Source organism: Kitasatospora sp. NBC_01287 (assembly GCF_026340565.1).
Taxonomy (GTDB): Bacteria; Actinomycetota; Actinomycetes; order Streptomycetales; family Streptomycetaceae; genus Kitasatospora.
Genome location: NZ_JAPEPB010000001.1, coordinates 5,707,986 through 5,727,437, shown reverse-complemented (window position 1 = coordinate 5,727,437; position 19,452 = coordinate 5,707,986). Strand labels below are relative to the sequence as shown.

Sequence of the window (19,452 nt, the reverse complement as noted above, 5' to 3'; positions counted from 1 at the left end):
CCGGGCCGCATCCATGGACGCTTCGCCTCGGCATGCCGTGTCGTAGACACTAGCGCTCGTTCAGGTCTGATGTCCAGTCCGAGCTAACCGTTCTAATCTACTAGCCGGTCCGACCCGTGTCAACGGTTCTTGCGGCATGTGGAGAAGACTACCAGGTCAGCGGGGGTCAGGCCGCCACCGGTTGGAGGTCGGCGCGGTCGGACGCGGCGACGTCGCCGGTCTCGCCCGTGGCGGCGGCGCGGCGGCCGAGCACCAGGGCGTAGAGCAGGAAGAGCGTCTCGGCGGTGGCACCGATGGCGACCCGGGCCCAGGTGGGGAGGCCGGAGGGAGTGACGAAGGCTTCGAGCAGGCCGCTGACGAAGAGGACCGCGGTCAGGCCCATGGCCATGCCGATGGTGGCGCGACCCTGCTCAGCCAGGGCCACGCCGCGCGGGCGCGGGCCGGGGTCGATCACGGTCCAGCCCAGGCGCAGGCCGAGGCCGGCGGCGACGAAGACGGCGGTGAGTTCGAGCAGGCCGTGCGGCAGGAGCAGGCCGAGGAATAGGTCGAGCCGGCCCGCGGAGGCCATCAGCCCGATGCCGATGCCGAGGTTGAGGATGTTCTGGGCCAGCACGTAGAGCACCGGCAGGCCCAGGAAGACGCCGAAGACCAGGCACTGGGTGGCGACCCAGGCGTTGTTCGTCCAGACCTGAGCGGCGAAGGAACTGGCCGGGCGGTCGGAGTAGTAGGCCTGGTAGGCGCCGCCGGGGCGGGTCATCTCGCGCAGTTGGGCGGGGGTGGCCAGACTGTCGCGGACCTCCGGGTGGCTGGCCACCCACCAGGCGATCAGCGCGGCACCGAGCAGCGAGACCAGGGCGATGGGGAGCCACCAGCGGCGGGAGCGGTACAGGGCCGCGGGGAAGCTGACCGCGAAGTAGCGGCCCACCTCGCGCCAGCCCGTGGCTCGGCGGCCGGTGACGGCGTTGCGGGCCCGGGCCACCAGAGTGGTCAGCCGGCCGACCAGGGCCGGGTCGGGAGCCGTGGCCTGGACCCTGGCCAGGTGGCCGGTGACCCGCTGGTAGCGGGCGACCAGCTCGTCGGCCTCCTCGCCGGTGAGCCTGCGCCGCTTGCTCAGGGTCTCCAGGCGCGCCCACTCCGCCTGGTGGGCGGCGACGAAGACGTCCAGATCCATGCGGGTCACTCCAAGGTGGCTGCGGCGGCGCGGGGCAACGACTGGGGTCAGCTTGCCAGAGCCGGTCCGGGGCGGAACGGCCCTTCCCTGCCCTCCGCCCGCCCTTCCCTGGCTTTCGGGACGCCCCGTATGTTGGGCCCGAAGAAGATCGGGGGTCGGGCGCTCGCCCTGCTCCGTGACATCGGATCGAGTGGAACGGGCTGATGCGGTGAGCGACCTGGTGACGGGGGAGGCCGTCGTCCTCGGGCTGCGGGCGGCGAAGCTGCCGAGTCGGGCCCTGGCCGTCCTGCTCGACCTGGTGGTGCAGTTCGCGGCGTTCTTCCTGGTCTCCCTGCTGCTGCTGACGCTGCTGACCGACCTGGACGGTGCGGCGGCAGCGGCGTTGGTGATCTGCCTCATGGTGTTCTTCCTGGTCGCGGTCCCCGTGCTGGTCGAGACGCTCTCCCGGGGGCAGTCGCTCGGCAAGGCCGCGCTGGGACTGCGGGTGGTGCGGGTCGACGGCGGCCCCGCGGGCTTCCGGCACGCGCTGGTGCGGGCTCTGGTGGGGGTCTTCGAGATCATCCTGCTGACCGGTGTGCCCGCCGCGATCACCTCACTGGTCTCCTCCGACGGACGCCGGCTGGGCGACCTCTTCGCGGGCACCCTGGTGGTGCGGGAGCGGGTGCCGGAGACGGCCGCGCCCGGGCTGCCCGTCGCGCCGCCGCCGCAGGTGCTGCACGCGCTGGGGCCGGACCTGGTCCGGCTCGACCTGTCGGCCGTGCCCACCGGCCTCTGGCTGGCGATCCGTCAGCTACTGGGCCGGTCAGGCCAGTTGGACGACCAGGTGGCATTCGGGATGGCGCAGCGGCTGGCCGGCGACGTGGCGGCGCGGACCGGCTGGCCGGTCCCGGCCGGGCTGCACCCGGCGCTCTACCTGGGCGCGGTGCTGACCGAGCGGCAGCGGCGGGAGTGGCAGCGTACGAGCGGTCAGAGCGCCGTGCCCGCTGGACCTCAGCCGCTCGCGGCTCCGCAGCCGCCCACCGGGGCGTGGCCACCGCCGGCCGCCTTCTCCGCGCCGGCCGGCCCCGTGGCCCCGCCCCCGCCGCCAGCGTCCGGCGGCGGTGGGTTCACCCTGCCCGGCTGAGTCAGTCCCGATCGGGCCACGGGTTCGGCGGGTTCTCCAGCTCCTCCAGCTCGATGCCCGGAGCCGCGAGCAGGACGTCTCCCGCGAGGTGCACCTCCCGCTGCTCGCCCGTCTCCAGGTCGGCCACCTGGTAGCGCTCCACCAGCAGCGGTCCGCTGTCGGTGGGGTGCTGCTCCAGGCCGCCCAGGGTCCAGCCCTGGTCGAAGGTCCGCGGCGCCAACGCTGAGCCGCCGAAGGCGACCAGCCGCACCCGCGCGCTCGCGCCCTCGGCCAGCCGCAGCAGCCGGGCGGTGGCGATCAGGAAGGCGGGCGAGTCACCGGCGAAGCCGTGCGCCCGGTCGTGTCCTTCGGTGGCCGAGTCGCCGGTCGGATCCGCCGGGTCGGTGCGCACCCAGGCCACGCCGTCCACCGCTCCCCCGCGCACCTGCCAGCCGCCGGAGCGCAGTTCCAGCCGCAGTGGCCGGGCCCGGGAGTCGAGCGTGAGGTCGACGGTGCCCAGTGGAGTGCCGTCTGGCGCGTAGGACTTGCCGACGTAGCGCCAGCCCGCCGGGCCGGGCGCGCAGCTGAACCGCTCCTCGCCGAGGGGTGTGCCGTCGTGCGGGTCGTGGAGGGAGTAGCGGCCGTTGGGCATGGCCCGAAGCCTACGTGCAACCTAATCGCGGGCCGGCCGCATCAGGGGGGCGGACGGCGCGGGGAGCGCGTCGGGGAGAGAGGTGGCCGTCGATGGCCGAAGACGCACGGGACGCGGAGTTCACCAACTTCGTGGCCGCACGGGCGGGGTGGTTACGAAAAGTGGCCTACCTGCTGTGCGGGGACTGGCACCGGGCGGACGACCTGGTGCAGGAGACCATCACCAAGCTGTACACGTCCTGGGGCCGGGTCTCCCGGGCCGACAACATGGACGGCTACGCGCGGCGGGTGCTGGTGAACATTTTCCTGGCCGAGCAGCGCTCCGGGTGGGGGCGGTGGGTCGCCCGGCTGCGCGGCGAGCCGGAGCCCTCACTGGAGCGGCCCGCCTCCGTACCGGACCTGGAGGCCGCGCTGGACCTGCGGCAGGCACTGTCCGCGCTGCCGCCCAGGCAGCGGGCGGCGGTGGTGCTCCGCTACCACTGCGACCTGTCGGTGGAGCAGACGGCCGAGGCGCTCGGCTGCTCCGTCGGGAACGTCAAGAGTCAGACCTCGCGCGGCCTGGGTGCGCTGCGCAACAAGCTCGGCGGCCCGCTGGCCGTCGCTTCTCCCGAGGGGATCGTCCGATGAGCGGCACAGAGGAAGAACTGACGGTCAGGCTGGCCCGGTTGGCCGACGGGGAGGCGCCCCACAGCACGGTGAGCGCAGGCGCGGCGATCCGGATGGGCCGCTCACGCCGGGTACGGCGGCGGCTGTCGGCGGTCGGTGCGGTCACCGCGGTGGCGGTCGCCGCGACGGGTCTGGTGACCGCTCTGCCCGAGCCGCGGCACGGCACGGTGACAGGCTCCGCCGCCGGCGGGACGACAGTCCAGGCCGCCGGCGACATCGCCAGTGATCCACTCGTCTCGCACGCGGAGTTCGGCTGGCTGCCGACCCAGTTCGCGGGCCTCAGCTACCAGGCGAGTCCGGCGAATCCGACCGGTGATACGCCCCAGTTCACCCGGGCGAACGGGAAGCACGGCGATGATGGTTTCACCACGATGCTCCTGTGGCTGACGGTCTACGGCAAGGGCGCGACGCCGCCGCTGAGGTCCACGGACAGCCGTGAGGGACCGGCGCAGCACTTGGTCGCCAGCCCGCCGGTGCACGGGCATCCCGCGTACTTCCTCGCGTCGCAGGACGGCACGCCGGGGCCGCACGAGCTGTGCTGGCAGCTCGCCGACGGGCGCTGGGTCGGGGTGGACGCGGAGCTGACGGCGGCGTCGGCACAGTCCGACTTCGTCAAGGTCGTCGCCGACCTGCCCCGGATCGCCGCGGGGGTCTCCGTGGATGAGCGCGCCGTGCCGCTGCCGTTCCGGATCAACGGCCTGCCGGACAACCTGCGGCTGTCCGCGGCGACCCTGGACCACGATTCGGTCGCGACCCCGGGGTCCTGGGCCGCCGGCGTCAACTACAACGTGGCGGGGACGAAGGACCACCTGGTGGTCACCGTCGAGCCCGAGGGTTCCGCCGATCCGGGCAGTCAGGTCGCCGTGGCGGGGTTCCCGGTCCAGCCCGACCCCAGCCTCCTCTGTGTCGTCTCGCACGGGCTGAAGGCCTGCGCCACCTCCCCGCAGGGCTCGTCCGCCTTCGACGCGGTCGGCGGCGAGCAGGCCTTCCTGAACCGGTTCACCCTGCTCGGCACCAACGAGAAGGCCTGGACCGCGCAGGTGCTCGGCAAGTGACGGAACGACTCAGGCCCCTGTCCCCGGAGCTCCGGGGGCAGGGGCCTGAGGGCGTATCAGTAGCGGTACTGCTCAGCCTTGTACGGGCCCTCGACCGGGACGCCGATGTAGTCGGCCTGGTCCTTGGTCAGGACGGTGAGCTTGACGCCCAGCGCGTCCAGGTGGAGACGGGCGACCTTCTCGTCCAGGTGCTTGGGGAGCACGTAGACGCCGATCGGGTACTGCTCGGTCTTGGTGAACAGCTCGATCTGCGCGATGGTCTGGTTCGCGAAGGAGTTGGACATCACGAAGGACGGGTGGCCGGTCGCGTTGCCCAGGTTCAGCAGGCGGCCCTCGGAGAGCACGATGATGGTGTGGCCGTCCTCGAAGCGCCACTCGTGGACCTGCGGCTTGACCTCGGTCTTCACGATGCCCGGGAGCTTGGCCAGGCCGGCCATGTCGAGCTCGTTGTCGAAGTGGCCGATGTTGCCGACGATGGCCTGGTGCTTCATCTTCACCATGTCCGAGGCGAGGATGATGTCCTTGTTGCCCGTGGTGGTGATGAAGATGTCACCGGTCGAGATGACCTCGTCCAGGGTGGTGACCTGGTAGCCGTCCATCGCCGCCTGCAGCGCGCAGATCGGGTCGATCTCGGTGACGATGACCCGGGCGCCCTGGCCGCGCAGCGACTCGGCGCAGCCCTTGCCCACGTCGCCGTAGCCGCAGACGACCGCGACCTTGCCGCCGATCAGCACGTCGGTGGCGCGGTTGATGCCGTCGATCAGCGAGTGGCGGCAGCCGTACTTGTTGTCGAACTTCGACTTGGTGACCGAGTCGTTGACGTTGATCGCCGGGAAGAGCAGCTGGCCGTCCCGGTGCATCTCGTACAGGCGGTGCACGCCGGTGGTGGTCTCCTCGGTGACGCCCTTGATGCTGGCGGCGGCCTCGGTCCACTTGCGCGGGGACTCGGTCAGGGTGCGGTTGAGCAGCTCCAGGATGATCCGGAACTCGTCGTTGTCGGCGGTGGCCGGGTCCGGCGCGGCGCCGGCCTTCTCGAACTCGACGCCCTTGTGGATCAGCAGGGTGGCGTCACCGCCGTCGTCCAGGATCATGTTGGGGGTCTGGCCGTTCGGCCAGGTCAGCGCCTGCTCGGTGCACCACCAGTACTCCTCCAGGGTCTCGCCCTTCCAGGCGAAGACCGGGACGCCGGCGGGGTTCTCGACGGTGCCCTCGGGGCCGACGGCGATCGCGGCGGCGGCGTGGTCCTGGGTGGAGAAGATGTTGCAGGAACACCAGCGGACCTCGGCGCCGAGCGCGGTGAGGGTCTCGATCAGCACGGCGGTCTGCACGGTCATGTGCAGCGAGCCGGTGACCCGCGCGCCGGCCAGCGGCCGGCTGGCGGCGAACTCCTTGCGGATCGACATCAGACCGGGCATCTCGTGCTCGGCGAGCTGGATCTCCTTGCGGCCGAACGGGGCCAGGGAGAGGTCGGCGACCTTGAAGTCACCAGTGGTGGTGTCGGACATGCGGAAACTCCTCGCTGCGTGGGCCTATGCGTACGGGTGTGCTCAACGGCGGGGCGGCGGCACTCTCAGGGCACCGCTCCGCTGCGCGGCACAATCCGTCGGAGGACCTCTCTCCCTCGACCCGGGACGAACCCGGATCGACCGCCATCAGCAGCGACGTTTGGCACTGGTGACGAATCTACACCGAGGGCCGGCGCGACCGGGGGCGGATCCACCGGATCACGCCGGGTGCGGCGCGCTCCGACGGGAAGTGCGGGGTACCCCTACAGGGTCACCGTGGCGCGGAACAGCACGCCCGCGCCGGTGAGCACGGTGGCGGTGCCGGTGGCCGGCAGGTAGGCGGACTGACCCCGGGTCAGCTCCAGGGCCTGCCCCGCGCCGTCGGTCAGGGTGACCGAGCCCTCGGTGCAGAGCAGGATCTGCACGGCCCGGCCGTCCACCTCGCACCGCAGGCCGGGTGCCAGGGTGAAGCGGGAGAGGCGGAACTCGTCGATCGGGACGGGGAACAGCTCCTCGCCGTCGCCGATCGCCACGGGGCCGCGCACACCCGGGTCGCCCGGCTCGAAGACGACGACCTTGAGCAGTTCGGGGACGTCGACGTGCTTGGGCGTCAGCCCGCAGCGCAGCACGTTGTCGGAGTTGGCGAGGATCTCCACGCAGGTGCCCCGGAGGTAGGCGTGCGGTACGCCCGCCCCCAGGTAGACGGCCTCGCCCGGTCGCAGCCGGAAGTGGTTGAGCAGCAGCGCGGCCAGCACCCCCGCGTCGCCCGGGAAGTGCTTGGCGGCGTAGGCGTAGCCCGCCCAGGCGGGGGCCCAGGGCGACTGCGGCTCGGCGGTCAGCAGCCGGTCCAGCGCCCCGGTCACCTCGGTCACGGTGGCCGCGACCACGACCGGGTCGAGGGAGAGCAGGGTGGCGAGGGCCTCGCGCAGCGCCCGCGCGGCGGGCTTGGTGCGCAGCAGGTCGATCAGCGGGAGCAGGCCGGGGACGGCCAGTTCCTCCATCAGGTCGGCCGTGGCCAGCGGATCGCGGAAGCCGCAGAAGCCCTCGAACTCCTCCAGCGCACAGCACAGCTCGGGCTTGTGGTTGGCGTCCTTGTAGTTGCGGTGACCGGCCGCGACCGGGATGCCGGCGGCCTGCTCGGCGGCGAAGCCGGCCCGGGCCTGGGCCAGGTCCGGGTGCACCTGGAGGGAGAGCGGGATCTCGGCGGCCAGCACCTTGAGCAGGAAGGGCAGCGTCGGGCCGAACTTCGCCACCGCCTGCGCGCCCAGCTCGCCGACCGGGTCGGCGGCGATCACCGTGTCCAGCGGCCGCGGGCCCTCGCCGCGGTCCACCCGGGAAGGGTCGCCCGGGTGGGCGCCGAGCCAGAGCTCGGCCTGCGGCCCGCCGGTGGGCTGCTCGCCGAGCAGGGCCGGGATCGCGGTGGTCGAACCCCAGGCATACGGGCGGACGGTGTTGGCGAGGCGATCCATCTGGCGGCCCTGCTCCTTGATTCGACTGGCATGTGCTGGTGTGGCGTGGTGCGGCCCCGGCCCGCCGGGGTTCGGATCAGTGCTGCTCGGCCAACCCGAGGTAGGCGGCGGCGAAGTCGGTCAGAGCGATCAGCTCGGCCAGCGCGTGCAGCGGCAGGGTGCGGGTACCGGCCAGCTCGGTCAACCGGACCTCGTGGTCGGCGGCCAGCCGGCGGGCGCGGCGCACCGTCGGGGTCGCCGGGCCGGGCTCGGGGGCGGACGGCGGCTCGGCGGGGTTGCCGGTGCCCTCGGCGCCGCCGTCGGCGGTGCCCTCCTCCGGCGGGGTGTGGCGCAGCAGCAGGACCTGCACGGCGAGCGGGTCGGGCTCGTCGACCCGGTCGCGGAAGAAGTCCCCGGCGTCGGCGCCCGCGCCGAGCCGCCCGGTGATCATGCCGCGGTGGGCGCTGAGCACCTCGGGCAGCTGTCCGGCGACGGCCGGCCGGCCGGCGCGGTCCGCCAGCATCGCGGTGAACCGCTCGGCGGCCACCGCCGCCACCGGACCCTCGCTCCACAGCAGCGGCACGGTGCCGGCGAGCTGGGCGGCCAGGTCCTTGGCGGGGTTGCGGTAGGCGGCCGCGTCCGGCCGGTGCCGCACCGCGAGCTCGTCCAGCAGGTCGGCGGTGGCCTCCAGCTCCCGGGCCGGGGCGGCCAGCACGCCGATCCGGTCGGCGAGGGCGAGCAGCGGGGTCAGGTGCGCCCAGAACGCGCCGAAGTCCTCGGAGGGCAGATCGGGTTCGGCGGCCCCGGCCGGCTGCTCCGCCTCATCCTCGGCGGTGGCCGACGGGACGTAGGGCAGCGGCAGCCCGCGCACCTGGAGCGCGGCCTCGGCCAGCGGGCGCCCCTCGGGGGCGATCACGGCGATCGCGCAGCCGCGCGCGTAGGCCTGCTCGGCCAGGCTGATCAGACCTGTCTCGGTGCCGTCGGCCGAGGCCAGCACCACCAGGTCGAGCGGGCCGGCCCAGCCGGGCAGCTGCCAGCTCAGACCGTCACTGAAGAGCGCCGCGGACAGCGCGTCCACCGGGGGCAGCGGCTGGACCAGGGTGCCGGTGCCGGCCAGCGCGGCCAGGGCCTGACCGGCCGTCAGCGCGCTGCCGTGGCCGGCCACCAGGATGCCGCGCGGGCGACCGTCGGGCCGCAGCTCGGCCAGGCCGGCGGCCCGGGCCTGGCGCAGCGCGGTACGGATCCGGGCGCCGGCACCCGCGAGGGCGAGCAGGGCGTGGTCCCGGTCGGCGCGCTGGAGGGCGGCCGGGTCGTCGAGCAGGCTGTCGTCGAGCATGCGGCTGGACCTCCGGGTCAGCTCCGGTGGTGACGGGGGCTCAGGCGGGGCGGCGTGCCTCGTCCACGAGCAGCACCGGGATGCCGTCGCGGACCGGGTAGGCCAGGCCGCAGTCGGTGCCGGTGCAGGCCAGCTCGGGCTGGTCGGCCGCGGCGCTCTCGCGCAGCGCGGCGTGGCAGCTCGGGCAGACCAGGATCTCCAGCAGGAAGGGTTCGAGCGTCATGGTCGGTGCTGCTCCGTTTCGAGAAGGGCGGGCGGAACGCCGGGCGCCCCGGCCGGTACGTCCACCCTACCGGCCGGGGCATCCCCTGAAGGTGATCCGGGTGACCTGGTCAGCCGCGGACGATCGCGAGCACCGCGTCGCGCAGCTCGGCCACCTTCGCGGCCTCCTTGGCCTCGACGTTCAGGCGCAGCAGCGGCTCGGTGTTGGAGGCGCGCAGGTTGAACCACCAGTCGGCGCCGGCGATGGTCAGACCGTCCAGCTCGTCGATGCTGACGCCCTCCTGCGAGGCGTACGCGGCACGCACCTCGGCGGTCTTGCCCGCCTGGTCGGCGACCTCGCTGTTGATCTCACCGGAGGCGGCGTAGCGGTCGTACTCGGCGGTCAGCGCGGAGAGCGTGCCGTCCTGGCCGCCCAGCGCGGCGAGCACGTGCAGCGCGGCCAGCATGCCGGTGTCGGCGCGCCAGAAGTCGCGGAAGTAGTAGTGCGCCGAGTGCTCGCCGCCGAAGATCGCGTCGGTCTCGGCCATCCGCTGCTTGATGAAGGAGTGGCCGACCCGGGTGCGCACCGCCTTGCCGCCGTGCTCGGCGACCACCTCGGGCACGGACCAGGAGGTGATCAGGTTGTGGATGATCGTCGCGCCCTCCTCGCCGGCCGCCCGGGCGCGGGCCAGCTCGCGCACCGCGACCAGCGCGGTGATGGCGGACGGGGAGACCGGCTCGCCGCGCTCGTCGATGACGAAGCAGCGGTCGGCGTCGCCGTCGAAGGCCAGGCCGATGTCGGCGCCGACCTCCCGGACCTTGGCCTGCAGGTCGACCAGGTTCTTCGGGTCGAGCGGGTTGGCCTCGTGGTTCGGGAAGGTGCCGTCCAGCTCGAAGTACATCGGGACGACGTCCAGCGGCAGGCCGGCCAGCACGGTCGGCACGGTGTGGCCGCCCATGCCGTTGCCCGCGTCCACCACGACCTTGAGCGGGCGGATCGAGGTGAGGTCGACCAGGCCGAGCAGGTGGTCGGCGTAGCCGCGCAGGGTGTCCTGCTGGGTCAGCACACCCTGCTCGGTACCGGCGGGCGCGGCCGGGACGGTCACCGTGTCGTCAGCGGCGATCCAGCTCTGCACCAGCTCGCGGATCTCGGCCAGGCCGGTGTCCTCGCCGACCGGGGCGGCGCCCTTGCGGCACATCTTGATGCCGTTGTACTGCGCCGGGTTGTGGCTGGCGGTGAACATCGCGCCGGGCAGGTCCAGCTTGCCGCTCGCGTAGTAGAGCTGGTCGGTGGAGCAGAGGCCGATCTCGGTGACGTCCGCACCGTAACCGGCCGCGCCCTCGGCGAAGGCCCGGCTCAGGCTCGGCGAGGAGGGGCGCATGTCGTGCCCGACAACGATCGCGTTCGCGCCGGTGACCTGCACGAATGCGGCACCGAAGGCCCGGGAGAGGTTCTCGTCCCACTGGTCCGGGACGACGCCCCGCACGTCGTACGCCTTGACGAGCTGCTTGAGGTCGCGCACTGCGGCTCCACCCTTGTCATATCTGCTGGAACGGACTGTCTGTTGGAGACGGGCTGTCTGTTGAAGACGGGCTGTCTGCTGGAGACGGGCCCGGTCGGCCCACGGTCACGATACGTCGCGCCCCGGGCACAGCACGGCGTGCCCGGGCAGGGGAGCAGCGTACCGGGTGGTGGTGGCGCTGAAGGAAACTCAGCTGTCGGGCGAGCGCAGCACTCTCAGATGGCCGCGGCGGCCGACCTCGGCCGGGTCACCCTCGGCGCGGCGCACCGGTCGGGGGCCGCGGTCCTGCGGACGGGCGGCCTCGCGCACGGCGTTGGCCAGCGCCTCCAGGTCGTCGCTGCTGCGGCGCATCGGTCCGCCACCGGTGGCGAGGCGGACCACCTCCCAGCCGCGCGGGGCGGTCAGGCGCTCGGCGTGCTCGGCGCACAGGTCGTAGCAGTGCGGTTCGGCGTAGGTGGCGAGCGGGCCCAGGACCGCCGTGGAGTCGGCGTACACGTACGTCAGGGTCGCCACGGCCGGTCGGCCGCACGCGGTCCGCGAACAACGACGTACAGGGCTCACGAGGGTGGACGGTACCGCACCCGCGCCCGGCTGGCTAAGACCCGGGCCCGCGAGGTGGTTCGTGTCGCGACCCGGCGCGCTCGGATCGCTGCTCGCGTGGTCCATTTCCTGGCCTCCAAGGACTAGGCTCGTTACCGATATGGACAGCTCCGCACCGCCACCGCCCGCTCCCCAGCCCGCCGCCGGGCCCGCGCGACCTCGGCGCCGCGACCGGCACGGCCGCGGCCTGCGCGGACCGCTGGCACCGCCGCAGGTCCCGATCTCGCTGAGCCGCTCCGAGCTGTTCGAGGACTACATCCGCGAGTCGGTGGAGCGGCTGGAGCGCCGCTGGCCGCAGTTGATCGACGTCGAGTTCGAGGTCGACGAGGTGCCCGAGGCGCTTTCCGACGAGCCGGCCGACCAGGCCGAGGTCGGCGTGCCGCTGGGCAAGGTGGAGAGCGCCGGGCCGGGCCGCAAGAGCCGGATCGTCATCTACCGCCGCCCGGTGGAGATCCGGGCCAAGTCGCGCGAGGACCGGGCGGCCCTGGTGCACGAGATCCTGATCGAGCAGGTCGCCGAGTTGCTCGGGCTCTCGCCGGACGCCATCGACCCGCGCTACGACGAGGACTGAGCGGCGCCCGGTCCTCGTCGCGGGCCGTCAGTGGATCAGCACGCCCGGGTCCTGGGCGACTTGGGGGATCTGGACGTAGCTGTGGTCGTCCTGCAGGGCTTGGATGGTGAACATCGGCACGTTGCCGGTGGTCACCGCCAGCACCCGGGCGGCCGTCACCGGTCCACCGGCGGTGGTCTCGATCGTGATGCCGAACGAGCCGCTGCCACCGGTGGGTTCGGGGGCTCCCATGGAGACGGTGGCACCCGCCGGGACCTGCACGTCCTTGCTGCTCGGGGTGCCGCCACCGGTGCCCGCCGAGGCCGTCACCCGGACCGTGGCGGCTTCACCCGTCGAGGTGATCAGCAGGGTGGACGTGCCACCGCCGCGGGTGTCGGCCACGCTGGCCCGCTTCCCCACCGGGGCACTGCCGGTCAGCCAGGCCGAGTCGCTCTTGCCGCCCGCCGAGCGGTCGATCCGCAGTGCGGCCACCACCGGGGTCGGGTGGGTCTTGTCGGTCGGGGTCAGCCGCAGCGCGGAGGCCTGCTGGCGGGTGATCTGGCCGCCGAGGTCGACCGCGCTCACCATGCCCGCCTTGACGTGGATCGTCTCGTGCCCGGCCGGGGTGAACCACCCGTTGGGGCCGGAGAGCTGGATGTTCAGGTCGGCGTCGTCGTCACCGCCGGGAGCCGCCACGATCAGCCGGGCCGCGGAGAGGTCGGAGGGCAGCCCGGGCAGCACCACGCTGGGGGCCGGGTCGACCGAGGCGGGGATCCAGTCGGCGCCGGCCGAGCCGTCGGCCGCGTGCAGGAAGGCGCCGACCCGGCCGCTGCGGACGGTCACCTGCACCGCGAGGTCGCTGACCTGGTCGGGGATCACCGTGGTCAGCAGCACGGCCAGCGAGCTGCCGGGCGGGACGGTGAGGCCGGTGCCGGAGTCGCTGTCGATCGGGCCCTTGTCGCCGTACAGCTGCAGGTCGACCACGGCCGCGGTGGTGTCCACGTTGGTCAGGCTGACGTAGTCCTTGCGGTCGCCGGCGGTACTGGCCCCGGCGAACCAGAAATGGGTGCCGGAGGGCTCGCAGGTGACGCCGGACAGGCCCTGGCCGTGCGGGTCGGTCGCGGTGGTGGTCTGGGTGACCGTGAAGCCGGGGGCGTAGGAGCCGGTGGCGACCGCGGAGGTGCCCACCGCCTGGTCGCCGTTGTCGGCCTGGCCGCTCACCGGGACGCCCGGCTTGGCCAGGGTGACCAGGGCGTTGCCCGGCTGACCCTGGCCCTGGGGCGGGGCCTGGCTCGGCGCGGCGGCCGGCGCGGGCGAACCCGACGGCGCGGGCGAACCGGACGGCGCGGCGGCGGCCGGCGGCGCCACGTCGCCGACCGTCGCGCTGCCGCCGGCGGCCGGCCCGCCGGTGCCCGGGGTGAGCGCGGTGATCTGGGTGGTGCCGGTCACGCCCTGGATCGGCTGCGGGCAGACCAGCGCGGTCCGCTCGACCTGCGCGCCCACCGGCTGCCCGGTCGGCGCGGTGGTGGGAGGGGCCGGCGGGCGCAGCTCGGCGACGCCGAGGACCAGGGCGAGCACCGCGACGCAGGCCAGCAGCGACAGCGTGGTGCGGCTGCCGCCCGGCGCGCCGTCACCGGTGCGGCCCGGGGAGGGGACAGGGAGTTTCATCGCGGGTCAGCTCCGTCGTGGTGCGGGTGGCCGCCGTAGGAGGAGGGGTCGTCCGGGTCGTAGGGGTGGCCGGGTCCGGGCAGCCAGGCCTGCGGCTCGCCGCCCTGGTAGCCCTGCTGGTCGTAGCCGCCGTAGCCGTAGGCCGGCGGGTAGGGCTGCTGGGCCGCGTACGGGTCGGCCTGGTGGTTGGGGTCGGCGTAGGGGTCGTACGGCTGCTCGGCGGGGTACTGCTCCCCCTGGTACGGCTGCTGCGCGTACGGGTCGGCGAGGGACTGCTCGTCCGCGTACCGGGGCTGTGCGGCGTACTCCGGCTGGTAGGGCTGCTGGGCCGCGTACGGGTCGTAGCCGTACGGATCGGCCTGCCGGAAGTCCTCCTCGCCGTAGCCGCCCTGCTGGTACGGCTGCTGCGCGTACGGGTCGGGGTGGACCGCCGGCTGCTCGGGCCGGCCGGGCTCGGCCGCGGGCTGCGCCGGGACGCCGTTGACCTGCCCGAGGGCGGCGCCGTAGACGCCGAGTTCGGTCTCGGCCGGCTCGGTCTCGCCCTCACCGCGTTCGGCCATCCGGCGCGCCCGGCGGCTGCCGGGGACGGGCGGGGCCTGGGCGGCGGCGACCGCGGCGGCGGCCACCACCTCCTCGGGCAGGTCGTCGTCCTTGGTGCTGCGCCGGCCCGGCAGCGCGAGCACCAGCACGGTCGCCCCGAGCAGCAGTTGCAGCCAGATCCAGCCGGTGTGCAGCAGCGGGGTGGTCCGGGTGACGGAGAGCTTGCCGCCGCCGGCCGGCAACTGGAAGCCCTGCGCCCAGCCGTTCAGGGTGACCGGCTTGAGCGCGGTGCCGTTCAGCGTGGCCTGCCAGCCGGGGTCGGCCTGCTCGGCCAGGTGCAGCACCCGCCCGGCCGGTCCGGCCGGGATGGTGGCCTGGACCGACTCGGCGCCCGAGGGCACCGGCACCGGCGCGGTGTTCGGCGCGGTGATCACCACCCGGGTCGCCGGGACGCCGTTGACCTGCCAGAGGGCGGCGCCGTTGGCCTGGCTGAGCGCGATCAGGCCGGGGGTGGTGTCCAGCACGTTCTCGACCTTGCCGGCCAGCGGGCCCTGGACCACCACGTAGGCCACGCCGAAGCCGGCCAGCGCGGCGGCCTGGTCGGCACCGGAGCCGGCCAGCAGGCTGCCGACCAGCTTGGTCAGCGGGGCCTTGGTGTCGCCGCCGGGGTCCACGGTGCCCTCCGCCTGACCGAGCGTCAGGCCGGCGCCACGGACCACGACGAAGCGCACCGAGCTCGCCTGCGCGTCCCCGGTGAGCACCAGGGTGTTGGAGCGGTCGGTGGTGCCGGCCTCCTCCGCGATGAAGGCGGGCACCTGGCCGTCGCCGCTGCGGTGCAGCGGGCCGTCGGCGCCGCTGACGGCCCACCAGAGGCCGGTGCCCAGCGGTGCCAGCAGGGCGGCGGCCACCACCAGGGCGGCCACCGGCTGGCGCCAGCCGAAGGCGATGCCGGCCACGCGGGCGTTGGCGCCGTCGGCGCCGATCGCCGCCGCGGCCAGCAGCGCGATGCCGCCCAGCAGGGTGGCCGGCCCGGCCCAGGCGGCCACCGGCAGTCCGCCGGCGGCCGGGGTGACGCTGGTACCGGCCACCGCGACCGCGAAGACCAGCCCGGCACCGGCCGCGGCCCAGGCCACCAGCACGGCGCGCCGGCGGTCGGCGCGCAGCAGCGCGGCGAGGGCGGCGAGTATGACGCCCGCCGAGAGCCAGAACGGCGGCACGCCCGCGCCGCCGGGGTTGACCAGCAGCAGGCCGAGCGGACCGGCCCGGTGCCCGCTGAAGCCGGGCAGACCGGCCTCCAGCAGCAGCCGCGAGGGGTGCGAGAGGACCTGCGGGAACCAGGGCGCCAGGATCAGCACGGGCAGGCCCAGGATCGCCGCGACGCGGGGCCCCAGCAGCCGCAGCGCGCCCGCCCCGCGGCCGTAGGCGCCGCCGCGCAGCACCGCGGCGACCAGCGCGCTGAACGCCAGCGGTACGGCGATCGCCCAGGTCAGCGGCACGAAGGCGGTGCACAGGGTGAGCAGCAGGACGGTCATCCAGGTGGACCGCCAGCCCGGGCGCAGGCCGCGGGCGGCGGTCTCGGTGCGGATGCCGAGGCCGGCCGAGACGGCCGCGGCGCGGGCCAGCGGCGGCAGCAGCACGGCGAGCACGGCGGTGCCCAGCCGGCCCTGGGCGATGGCGCCGGTGGCGGCGGGCAGCAGCGCGTAGGTGGCCGCCGCCCAGGCCCGGACCAGCTTGGAGCCGAGCAGCGGTCGGGAGACGAGGTAGGCGCTGACCGCCGCGAGCGGGACGGAGAGCACCAGCAGCAGGGTGATCGCCAGGTTGGCGTGGTCGAAGAGCACCCAGGAGAGCACCGACAGGACGGCGAGGTAGGGCGGCGCGGTCGCGGTGGAGCCGGTGCCGACCGGGTGCCAGCCGCTCGCGTACATGTGCCACAGGCCTGACGCGCCGTCGGCGGCGGGCAGCAGCGCGCCGCCCTGCAGCGCGCCGGAGCCGAGCAGGTTGCGGGCGGCGAGCAGCGCGAAGACCAGCAGCCCGGCGAAGAGCACCGGGGCCGGGCGCCGGGCCAGGCGCTTGATCAGCGCGAACTGCTCGACCTCGAGCACCTCGCTGTCCTCGTCGCCGCCGGTGGCCTCGACCGAGCCGTGCCGGCCGATCGTGTTGTCGTCACCGCCGCCGATGCCGAGCGAGCTGATCGCGCCCTCGATGGCCAGGCGCGCGGTGGCGCCGGGCGGTGGGAAGAGGCCGCGCTCGTCCAGCGCGTCCAGCGAGCGGGTGGCGGCCCGGCGCTTGCGGGCGAGCAGCAGCCGGGGCAGCCGGACGAGTTCGTGGCCCAGGCCCGCCACCTCGTCCAGCGCCTGGCGGGGGTCCTTGCCGACCAGGTTGGCCAGCACCCGCAGCAGGGTGCCGAGCACCAGGCGGAGCAGGACATAGGGGAAGACCAGGCGCCGGGAGTTGGCGAGCAGCGTGTAGACGGCGCCGGCCTTGTCGACCCGGTGCGGGTGGGCGGCGCCGCAGTCGATCGCGCGGCGTTCGCGACTGGCGGCCTCCGCGTGCCGCAGCACCGCGTCCGGGGCCACCACGACCCGGTGGCCGGCGGCATTGACCCGCCAGCAGAAGTCGGTGTCGTCGCGCATCAGCGGCAGCGCCTTGTCGAAGCCGCCGAGCTGCTCGAAGACGTCGCGGCGCACCAGCATGCCGGCGGTGGAGACCGCGAGCACCGGGCGGACCTGATCGTGCTGGCCCTGGTCCTGTTCGCGCCGGTCCAGGCCGGTCCAGCGGCGGCCGGAGCGGGCGATGGTGACGCCGACCTCCAGCAGCTGCCGCTGGTCGTACCAGCTGCGCAGCTTGGGGCCGATCACGGCGGCGGACGGGGTGGTGTCGGCGACCTGGAGCAGCCGGCGCAGCGCGTCGGTCTGCGGCTCGCAGTCGTCGTGCAGCAGCCAGAGCCACTCGACCGGCTGGGTCTCGCGCGGGCCGCCGGAGTCGAGGTCGTCCTCGGAGGAGAGCGGGTCGCCGAAGTCGTCCCAGCCGCCGGTGACCGGGTCGTAGCCGGAGGGGTCCAGGCTGTACGGGAGGTCTTCGGGACGCAGCGGCGCGCAGCTCGCGACGGCCTCGGCCACCGCGGTGCCGAAGCCGGCCCGGCGGCCCAGCACGGTGGGGCCCGACTCGGGCAGCCAGTCGCCCAGGGTCTCGCTCAGCAGTTGCGGGGAGGTGTCGGTGCTGCCGGTGTCCACCGCGAGGATGCGCTGCACCTGGCGGTCCTGGCCGAGCAGGCCGGCCAGCGCCTGGGGCAGCCAGCGGGCGCCGTCGTGGCTGACGACGACGGCGGTCACCAGGTGGCGCGGGTACGCGGGCGGGCGGGCGCTCCCCGGCCAGCCGCGGCTGGACCCCGCGGGCGGCTGGTGGCCGGCGGGCGGCTGGTCTGGGTAGCCGTGCTGCTGGCTGTAGGCAGTCATCGAGTGCGCGGGCCCCGGTTCCGGTGGACGGCAGGTGGCGCACCACACTAACGGCTTCGGCTGAGCGTGCCGCCCACCCGGTCGCGGGCTGCGAGGGCACCGGCCCGGTCAGGGGCGGCGCGGTGGCGGCGGGCGGCCCGAGGAGCGTGGGGAAATGCAAAAGCGCCCCGCCGTCCCGGCGAGGCGCTTGCACAACCGCGGTGGATACTGCGCAGATTCTGCGAAGGGTAAAGCGGGCCGACCGTCCAGGTAATCGGACAGCTGTTCGGCACCGCTATCGCACGTCAGACCGCGCTCTTCTTGAGCCGCCGGCGTTCGCGTTCGGACAGGCCTCCCCAGATTCCGAATCGCTCGTCGTTGGCGAGGGCGTACTCCAGGCATTCGGACCGCACCTCGCAGGCCAGGCAGACCTTCTTGGCCTCGCGGGTGGATCCACCCTTCTCCGGGAAGAAGGACTCAGGATCGGTCTGGGCGCACAGCGCGCGCTCCTGCCAGCCGAGCTCCTCTTCCTCCTCGATGTCCTCACCGATCAACAGCTCAAAGAGCTCGCTCATTGGCGCGCCTCCTCTGCCCCTCTTGGCGTCCCCGTGCGTATGTGCCGCGGCCACCGACATCTGCCCCGGTTCGGCCGAACGACACGACTGAAATTACATGTGCGTCACTCTGGCTCAGTCAAGCCGAGCTCTGGTATTGGGTCGTGAATTCACTCCCCGGAACCAAGGCGCTACAAATAGTGTACATATTCGGACAGAATGGACTTTGCGCAGCTGACGGCCGCGGCACCCTGCCCGAGCACCGCACATCCCCCGCCAACGGGGACGTGCGCCGAACCGATCCGGTTGCCGACGGCGTCTCCCGTGGCACCGGAGGCGGGGAGCGGATCCGGCAGCGGGCCCGGCGCCGACAGCCGCGGGAGCAACCCGGTCAACCGCCTGCCTTCCCGGCTATCTGCGGATCAAAACCACGAGTGGGACTTATCACCCGATCAAGTGGTTCGCCCCGAATGCCCCTCTGATGGCCGTACGGGCGACTTGACACGAAGCCCGGCGAACCTGTCTCCTGTAACGCATGTCAGAGCCCATCGCCCCGCGGAGCCGCCACATCGCGCTCCAGCGTGCCGCGAGCGCTCTGTGTTGCCCTCGCTGCTCCTGTTGTCGATAGGCGCGTCGGCTCTCCCCACCGTTCCGCTGTGAACGGTTCACCAGCCTCGGCGCGCCGCACCAGGACCACCGAGGCCGCCCGCGTACCTGGCACCCTGCTCCGCGGATCCGGCTGATCCCCTCCTTACCGACCAGCCGCCGAGGACTCCGCCGATGCGCACCCGACTCCGTCCCCGCAAGCGCAACCGCGACCGCAACAAGCTCGCCCGCCGGGCGGCCGCCGCCGCGCCGGCCACCCAGGCCCCGCGGCCGCCCGCACCGCCGGCCGCGGGCTGGGCCGACGGGCTCAGCGACGTGAGCATCGCCGGCGACCCGCTGGCCTTCCCCCATCTGGCCCGCACCGACCTGCCGGGCCACCCCACCACCGTGGCCGGCTACGCCCAACTGGTCCGCGAGATCGCCGCCGACCGCGACCGCTGGGCCCCGCTGGTGCGCTACGACGCGCTGACCCGCTGGTACGCCCGGCTGGAGACCGGCCCCGGCTACGAGGTCTGGCTGCTCAGCTGGCTGCCCGGGCAGAGCAGCGGACTGCACGACCACGGCGACTCCTCCGGCGTGCTGACGGTCGTCCAGGGCGAGCTGGTGGAGCGCTCGTTCAACCTCGCCCAGCCGGCCGCCGCGGGCGCACCCGGCGGCGAGGGCGTCCGCACGCTGCGCCCCGGGGGGCACCGTGTCTTCTCCGCCGGCTACCTGCACGAGGTGGTCAACGCGACCCTGGAGCCGGCCGTCAGCATCCACCTCTACTCCCCCGGGCTGACCGAGATGAACCAGTACGACGCGGCCGTGCCGGAGTTGGCGCCCGAACTGCCCTGAGCGTTTGG

General features: G+C 73.9%; 16 protein-coding genes. 5 read left to right on the top strand and 11 right to left on the bottom strand.

Translation table 11 applies throughout. The annotated features are described in order from the left end of the window. Window positions 1-166: 166 nt before the first annotated feature. On the bottom strand, window positions 167-1,171 hold the full coding sequence (locus OG455_RS24820; protein ID WP_266300941.1) for a stage II sporulation protein M: 1,005 nt from the start codon (window positions 1,169-1,171) through the stop codon (window positions 167-169). Window positions 1,172-1,379: 208 nt separating this feature from the next. Between OG455_RS24820 and OG455_RS24815 the strand changes: the two genes are divergently transcribed. Further along, the gene (locus OG455_RS24815; protein ID WP_266297214.1) at window positions 1,380-2,294 is read left to right on the top strand and encodes an RDD family protein; all 915 of its coding nucleotides are present in this window, start codon (window positions 1,380-1,382) and stop codon (window positions 2,292-2,294) included. 1 nt (window position 2,295) lies between these two features. Here OG455_RS24815 and OG455_RS24810 read toward each other — a convergent pair whose 3' ends face one another. Next, a complete protein-coding gene (locus OG455_RS24810; protein ID WP_266297212.1) occupies window positions 2,296-2,925 on the bottom strand; it encodes a hypothetical protein in 630 nt (209 codons plus the stop codon). Window positions 2,926-3,017: 92 nt separating this feature from the next. Between OG455_RS24810 and OG455_RS24805 the strand changes: the two genes are divergently transcribed. Both OG455_RS24805 and OG455_RS24800 read left to right on the top strand, forming a co-directional pair. Beyond that, on the top strand, window positions 3,018-3,551 hold the full coding sequence (locus tag OG455_RS24805) for a SigE family RNA polymerase sigma factor (RefSeq protein ID WP_266297210.1): 534 nt from the start codon (window positions 3,018-3,020) through the stop codon (window positions 3,549-3,551). Beyond that, window positions 3,548-4,645 carry a hypothetical protein gene (locus OG455_RS24800; RefSeq protein WP_266297207.1) on the top strand — a complete coding sequence of 366 codons (1,098 nt, stop codon included), beginning with the start codon at window positions 3,548-3,550 and terminating at the stop codon, window positions 4,643-4,645. Before OG455_RS24805 ends, OG455_RS24800 begins: the two co-directional genes overlap by 4 nt. 56 nt (window positions 4,646-4,701) lie before the next feature. On the opposite strand, the gene ahcY is transcribed toward OG455_RS24800, so the two are convergent. The 6 genes from ahcY to OG455_RS24770 all read right to left on the bottom strand — a co-directional run bounded on the left by ahcY (window position 4,702) and on the right by OG455_RS24770 (window position 11,219). Next, window positions 4,702-6,150, bottom strand: coding sequence for an adenosylhomocysteinase (ahcY, locus tag OG455_RS24795; protein ID WP_266297205.1), 1,449 nt, complete (start codon window positions 6,148-6,150; stop codon window positions 4,702-4,704). A gap of 263 nt (window positions 6,151-6,413) precedes the next feature. Further along, window positions 6,414-7,619, bottom strand: a complete 1,206-nt coding sequence (manA, locus tag OG455_RS24790; RefSeq protein ID WP_266297203.1) for a mannose-6-phosphate isomerase, class I — start codon at window positions 7,617-7,619, stop codon at window positions 6,414-6,416. A 76-nt stretch (window positions 7,620-7,695) separates the two neighbouring features. Further along, a complete protein-coding gene (locus tag OG455_RS24785) occupies window positions 7,696-8,934 on the bottom strand; it encodes an SIS domain-containing protein (protein WP_266297201.1) in 1,239 nt (412 codons plus the stop codon). Between the two features lie 40 nt (window positions 8,935-8,974). After that, a complete protein-coding gene (locus OG455_RS24780) occupies window positions 8,975-9,157 on the bottom strand; it encodes a Trm112 family protein (RefSeq protein ID WP_266297199.1) in 183 nt (60 codons plus the stop codon). Window positions 9,158-9,266: 109 nt separating this feature from the next. Continuing rightward, entirely contained in the window at window positions 9,267-10,658 is a 1,392-nt protein-coding gene (locus tag OG455_RS24775) for a phosphomannomutase/phosphoglucomutase (RefSeq protein WP_266297197.1), read from the bottom strand. A 189-nt stretch (window positions 10,659-10,847) separates the two neighbouring features. Continuing rightward, window positions 10,848-11,219: a DUF3499 domain-containing protein gene (locus OG455_RS24770; RefSeq protein ID WP_266297195.1), complete on the bottom strand. Its 372-nt coding sequence runs from the start codon at window positions 11,217-11,219 to the stop codon at window positions 10,848-10,850. Between the two features lie 139 nt (window positions 11,220-11,358). Between OG455_RS24770 and OG455_RS24765 the strand changes: the two genes are divergently transcribed. Next, a complete protein-coding gene (locus OG455_RS24765) occupies window positions 11,359-11,829 on the top strand; it encodes a metallopeptidase family protein (RefSeq protein ID WP_266297193.1) in 471 nt (156 codons plus the stop codon). A 27-nt stretch (window positions 11,830-11,856) separates the two neighbouring features. Here OG455_RS24765 and OG455_RS24760 read toward each other — a convergent pair whose 3' ends face one another. The 3 genes from OG455_RS24760 to OG455_RS24750 all read right to left on the bottom strand — a co-directional run bounded on the left by OG455_RS24760 (window position 11,857) and on the right by OG455_RS24750 (window position 18,025). Next, entirely contained in the window at window positions 11,857-13,476 is a 1,620-nt protein-coding gene (locus OG455_RS24760) for a DUF5719 family protein (protein WP_266297191.1), read from the bottom strand. Then, on the bottom strand, window positions 13,473-17,471 hold the full coding sequence (locus OG455_RS24755) for a glycosyltransferase (protein ID WP_266297189.1): 3,999 nt from the start codon (window positions 17,469-17,471) through the stop codon (window positions 13,473-13,475). The genes OG455_RS24760 and OG455_RS24755 overlap by 4 nt, the downstream gene beginning before the upstream one ends. A 284-nt stretch (window positions 17,472-17,755) precedes the next feature. Beyond that, window positions 17,756-18,025: a WhiB family transcriptional regulator gene (locus OG455_RS24750; RefSeq protein WP_035848588.1), complete on the bottom strand. Its 270-nt coding sequence runs from the start codon at window positions 18,023-18,025 to the stop codon at window positions 17,756-17,758. A gap of 759 nt (window positions 18,026-18,784) precedes the next feature. Here OG455_RS24750 and OG455_RS24745 point away from each other — a divergent pair. Further along, window positions 18,785-19,444 (top strand): cysteine dioxygenase family protein, encoded by a 660-nt coding sequence (locus OG455_RS24745; RefSeq protein ID WP_266297185.1) that lies wholly within the window; start codon window positions 18,785-18,787, stop codon window positions 19,442-19,444. Window positions 19,445-19,452: the final 8 nt, after the last annotated feature.

Coding starts and splice junctions, on each gene's coding strand:
- OG455_RS24750 (WP_035848588.1), bottom strand. CDS start 18,025: ATGAGCGAGCTCTTTGAGCTGTTGATCGGTGAGGACATCGAGGAGGAA.
- OG455_RS24760 (WP_266297191.1), bottom strand. CDS start 13,476: ATGAAACTCCCTGTCCCCTCCCCGGGCCGCACCGGTGACGGCGCGCCG.
- OG455_RS24755 (WP_266297189.1), bottom strand. CDS start 17,471: ATGACTGCCTACAGCCAGCAGCACGGCTACCCAGACCAGCCGCCCGCC.
- OG455_RS24820 (WP_266300941.1), bottom strand. CDS start 1,171: ATGGATCTGGACGTCTTCGTCGCCGCCCACCAGGCGGAGTGGGCGCGC.
- OG455_RS24745 (WP_266297185.1), top strand. CDS start 18,785: ATGCGCACCCGACTCCGTCCCCGCAAGCGCAACCGCGACCGCAACAAG.
- OG455_RS24800 (WP_266297207.1), top strand. CDS start 3,548: ATGAGCGGCACAGAGGAAGAACTGACGGTCAGGCTGGCCCGGTTGGCC.
- OG455_RS24810 (WP_266297212.1), bottom strand. CDS start 2,925: ATGCCCAACGGCCGCTACTCCCTCCACGACCCGCACGACGGCACACCC.
- OG455_RS24765 (WP_266297193.1), top strand. CDS start 11,359: ATGGACAGCTCCGCACCGCCACCGCCCGCTCCCCAGCCCGCCGCCGGG.
- manA (WP_266297203.1), bottom strand. CDS start 7,619: ATGGATCGCCTCGCCAACACCGTCCGCCCGTATGCCTGGGGTTCGACC.
- OG455_RS24805 (WP_266297210.1), top strand. CDS start 3,018: ATGGCCGAAGACGCACGGGACGCGGAGTTCACCAACTTCGTGGCCGCA.
- OG455_RS24785 (WP_266297201.1), bottom strand. CDS start 8,934: ATGCTCGACGACAGCCTGCTCGACGACCCGGCCGCCCTCCAGCGCGCC.
- OG455_RS24780 (WP_266297199.1), bottom strand. CDS start 9,157: ATGACGCTCGAACCCTTCCTGCTGGAGATCCTGGTCTGCCCGAGCTGC.
- ahcY (WP_266297205.1), bottom strand. CDS start 6,150: ATGTCCGACACCACCACTGGTGACTTCAAGGTCGCCGACCTCTCCCTG.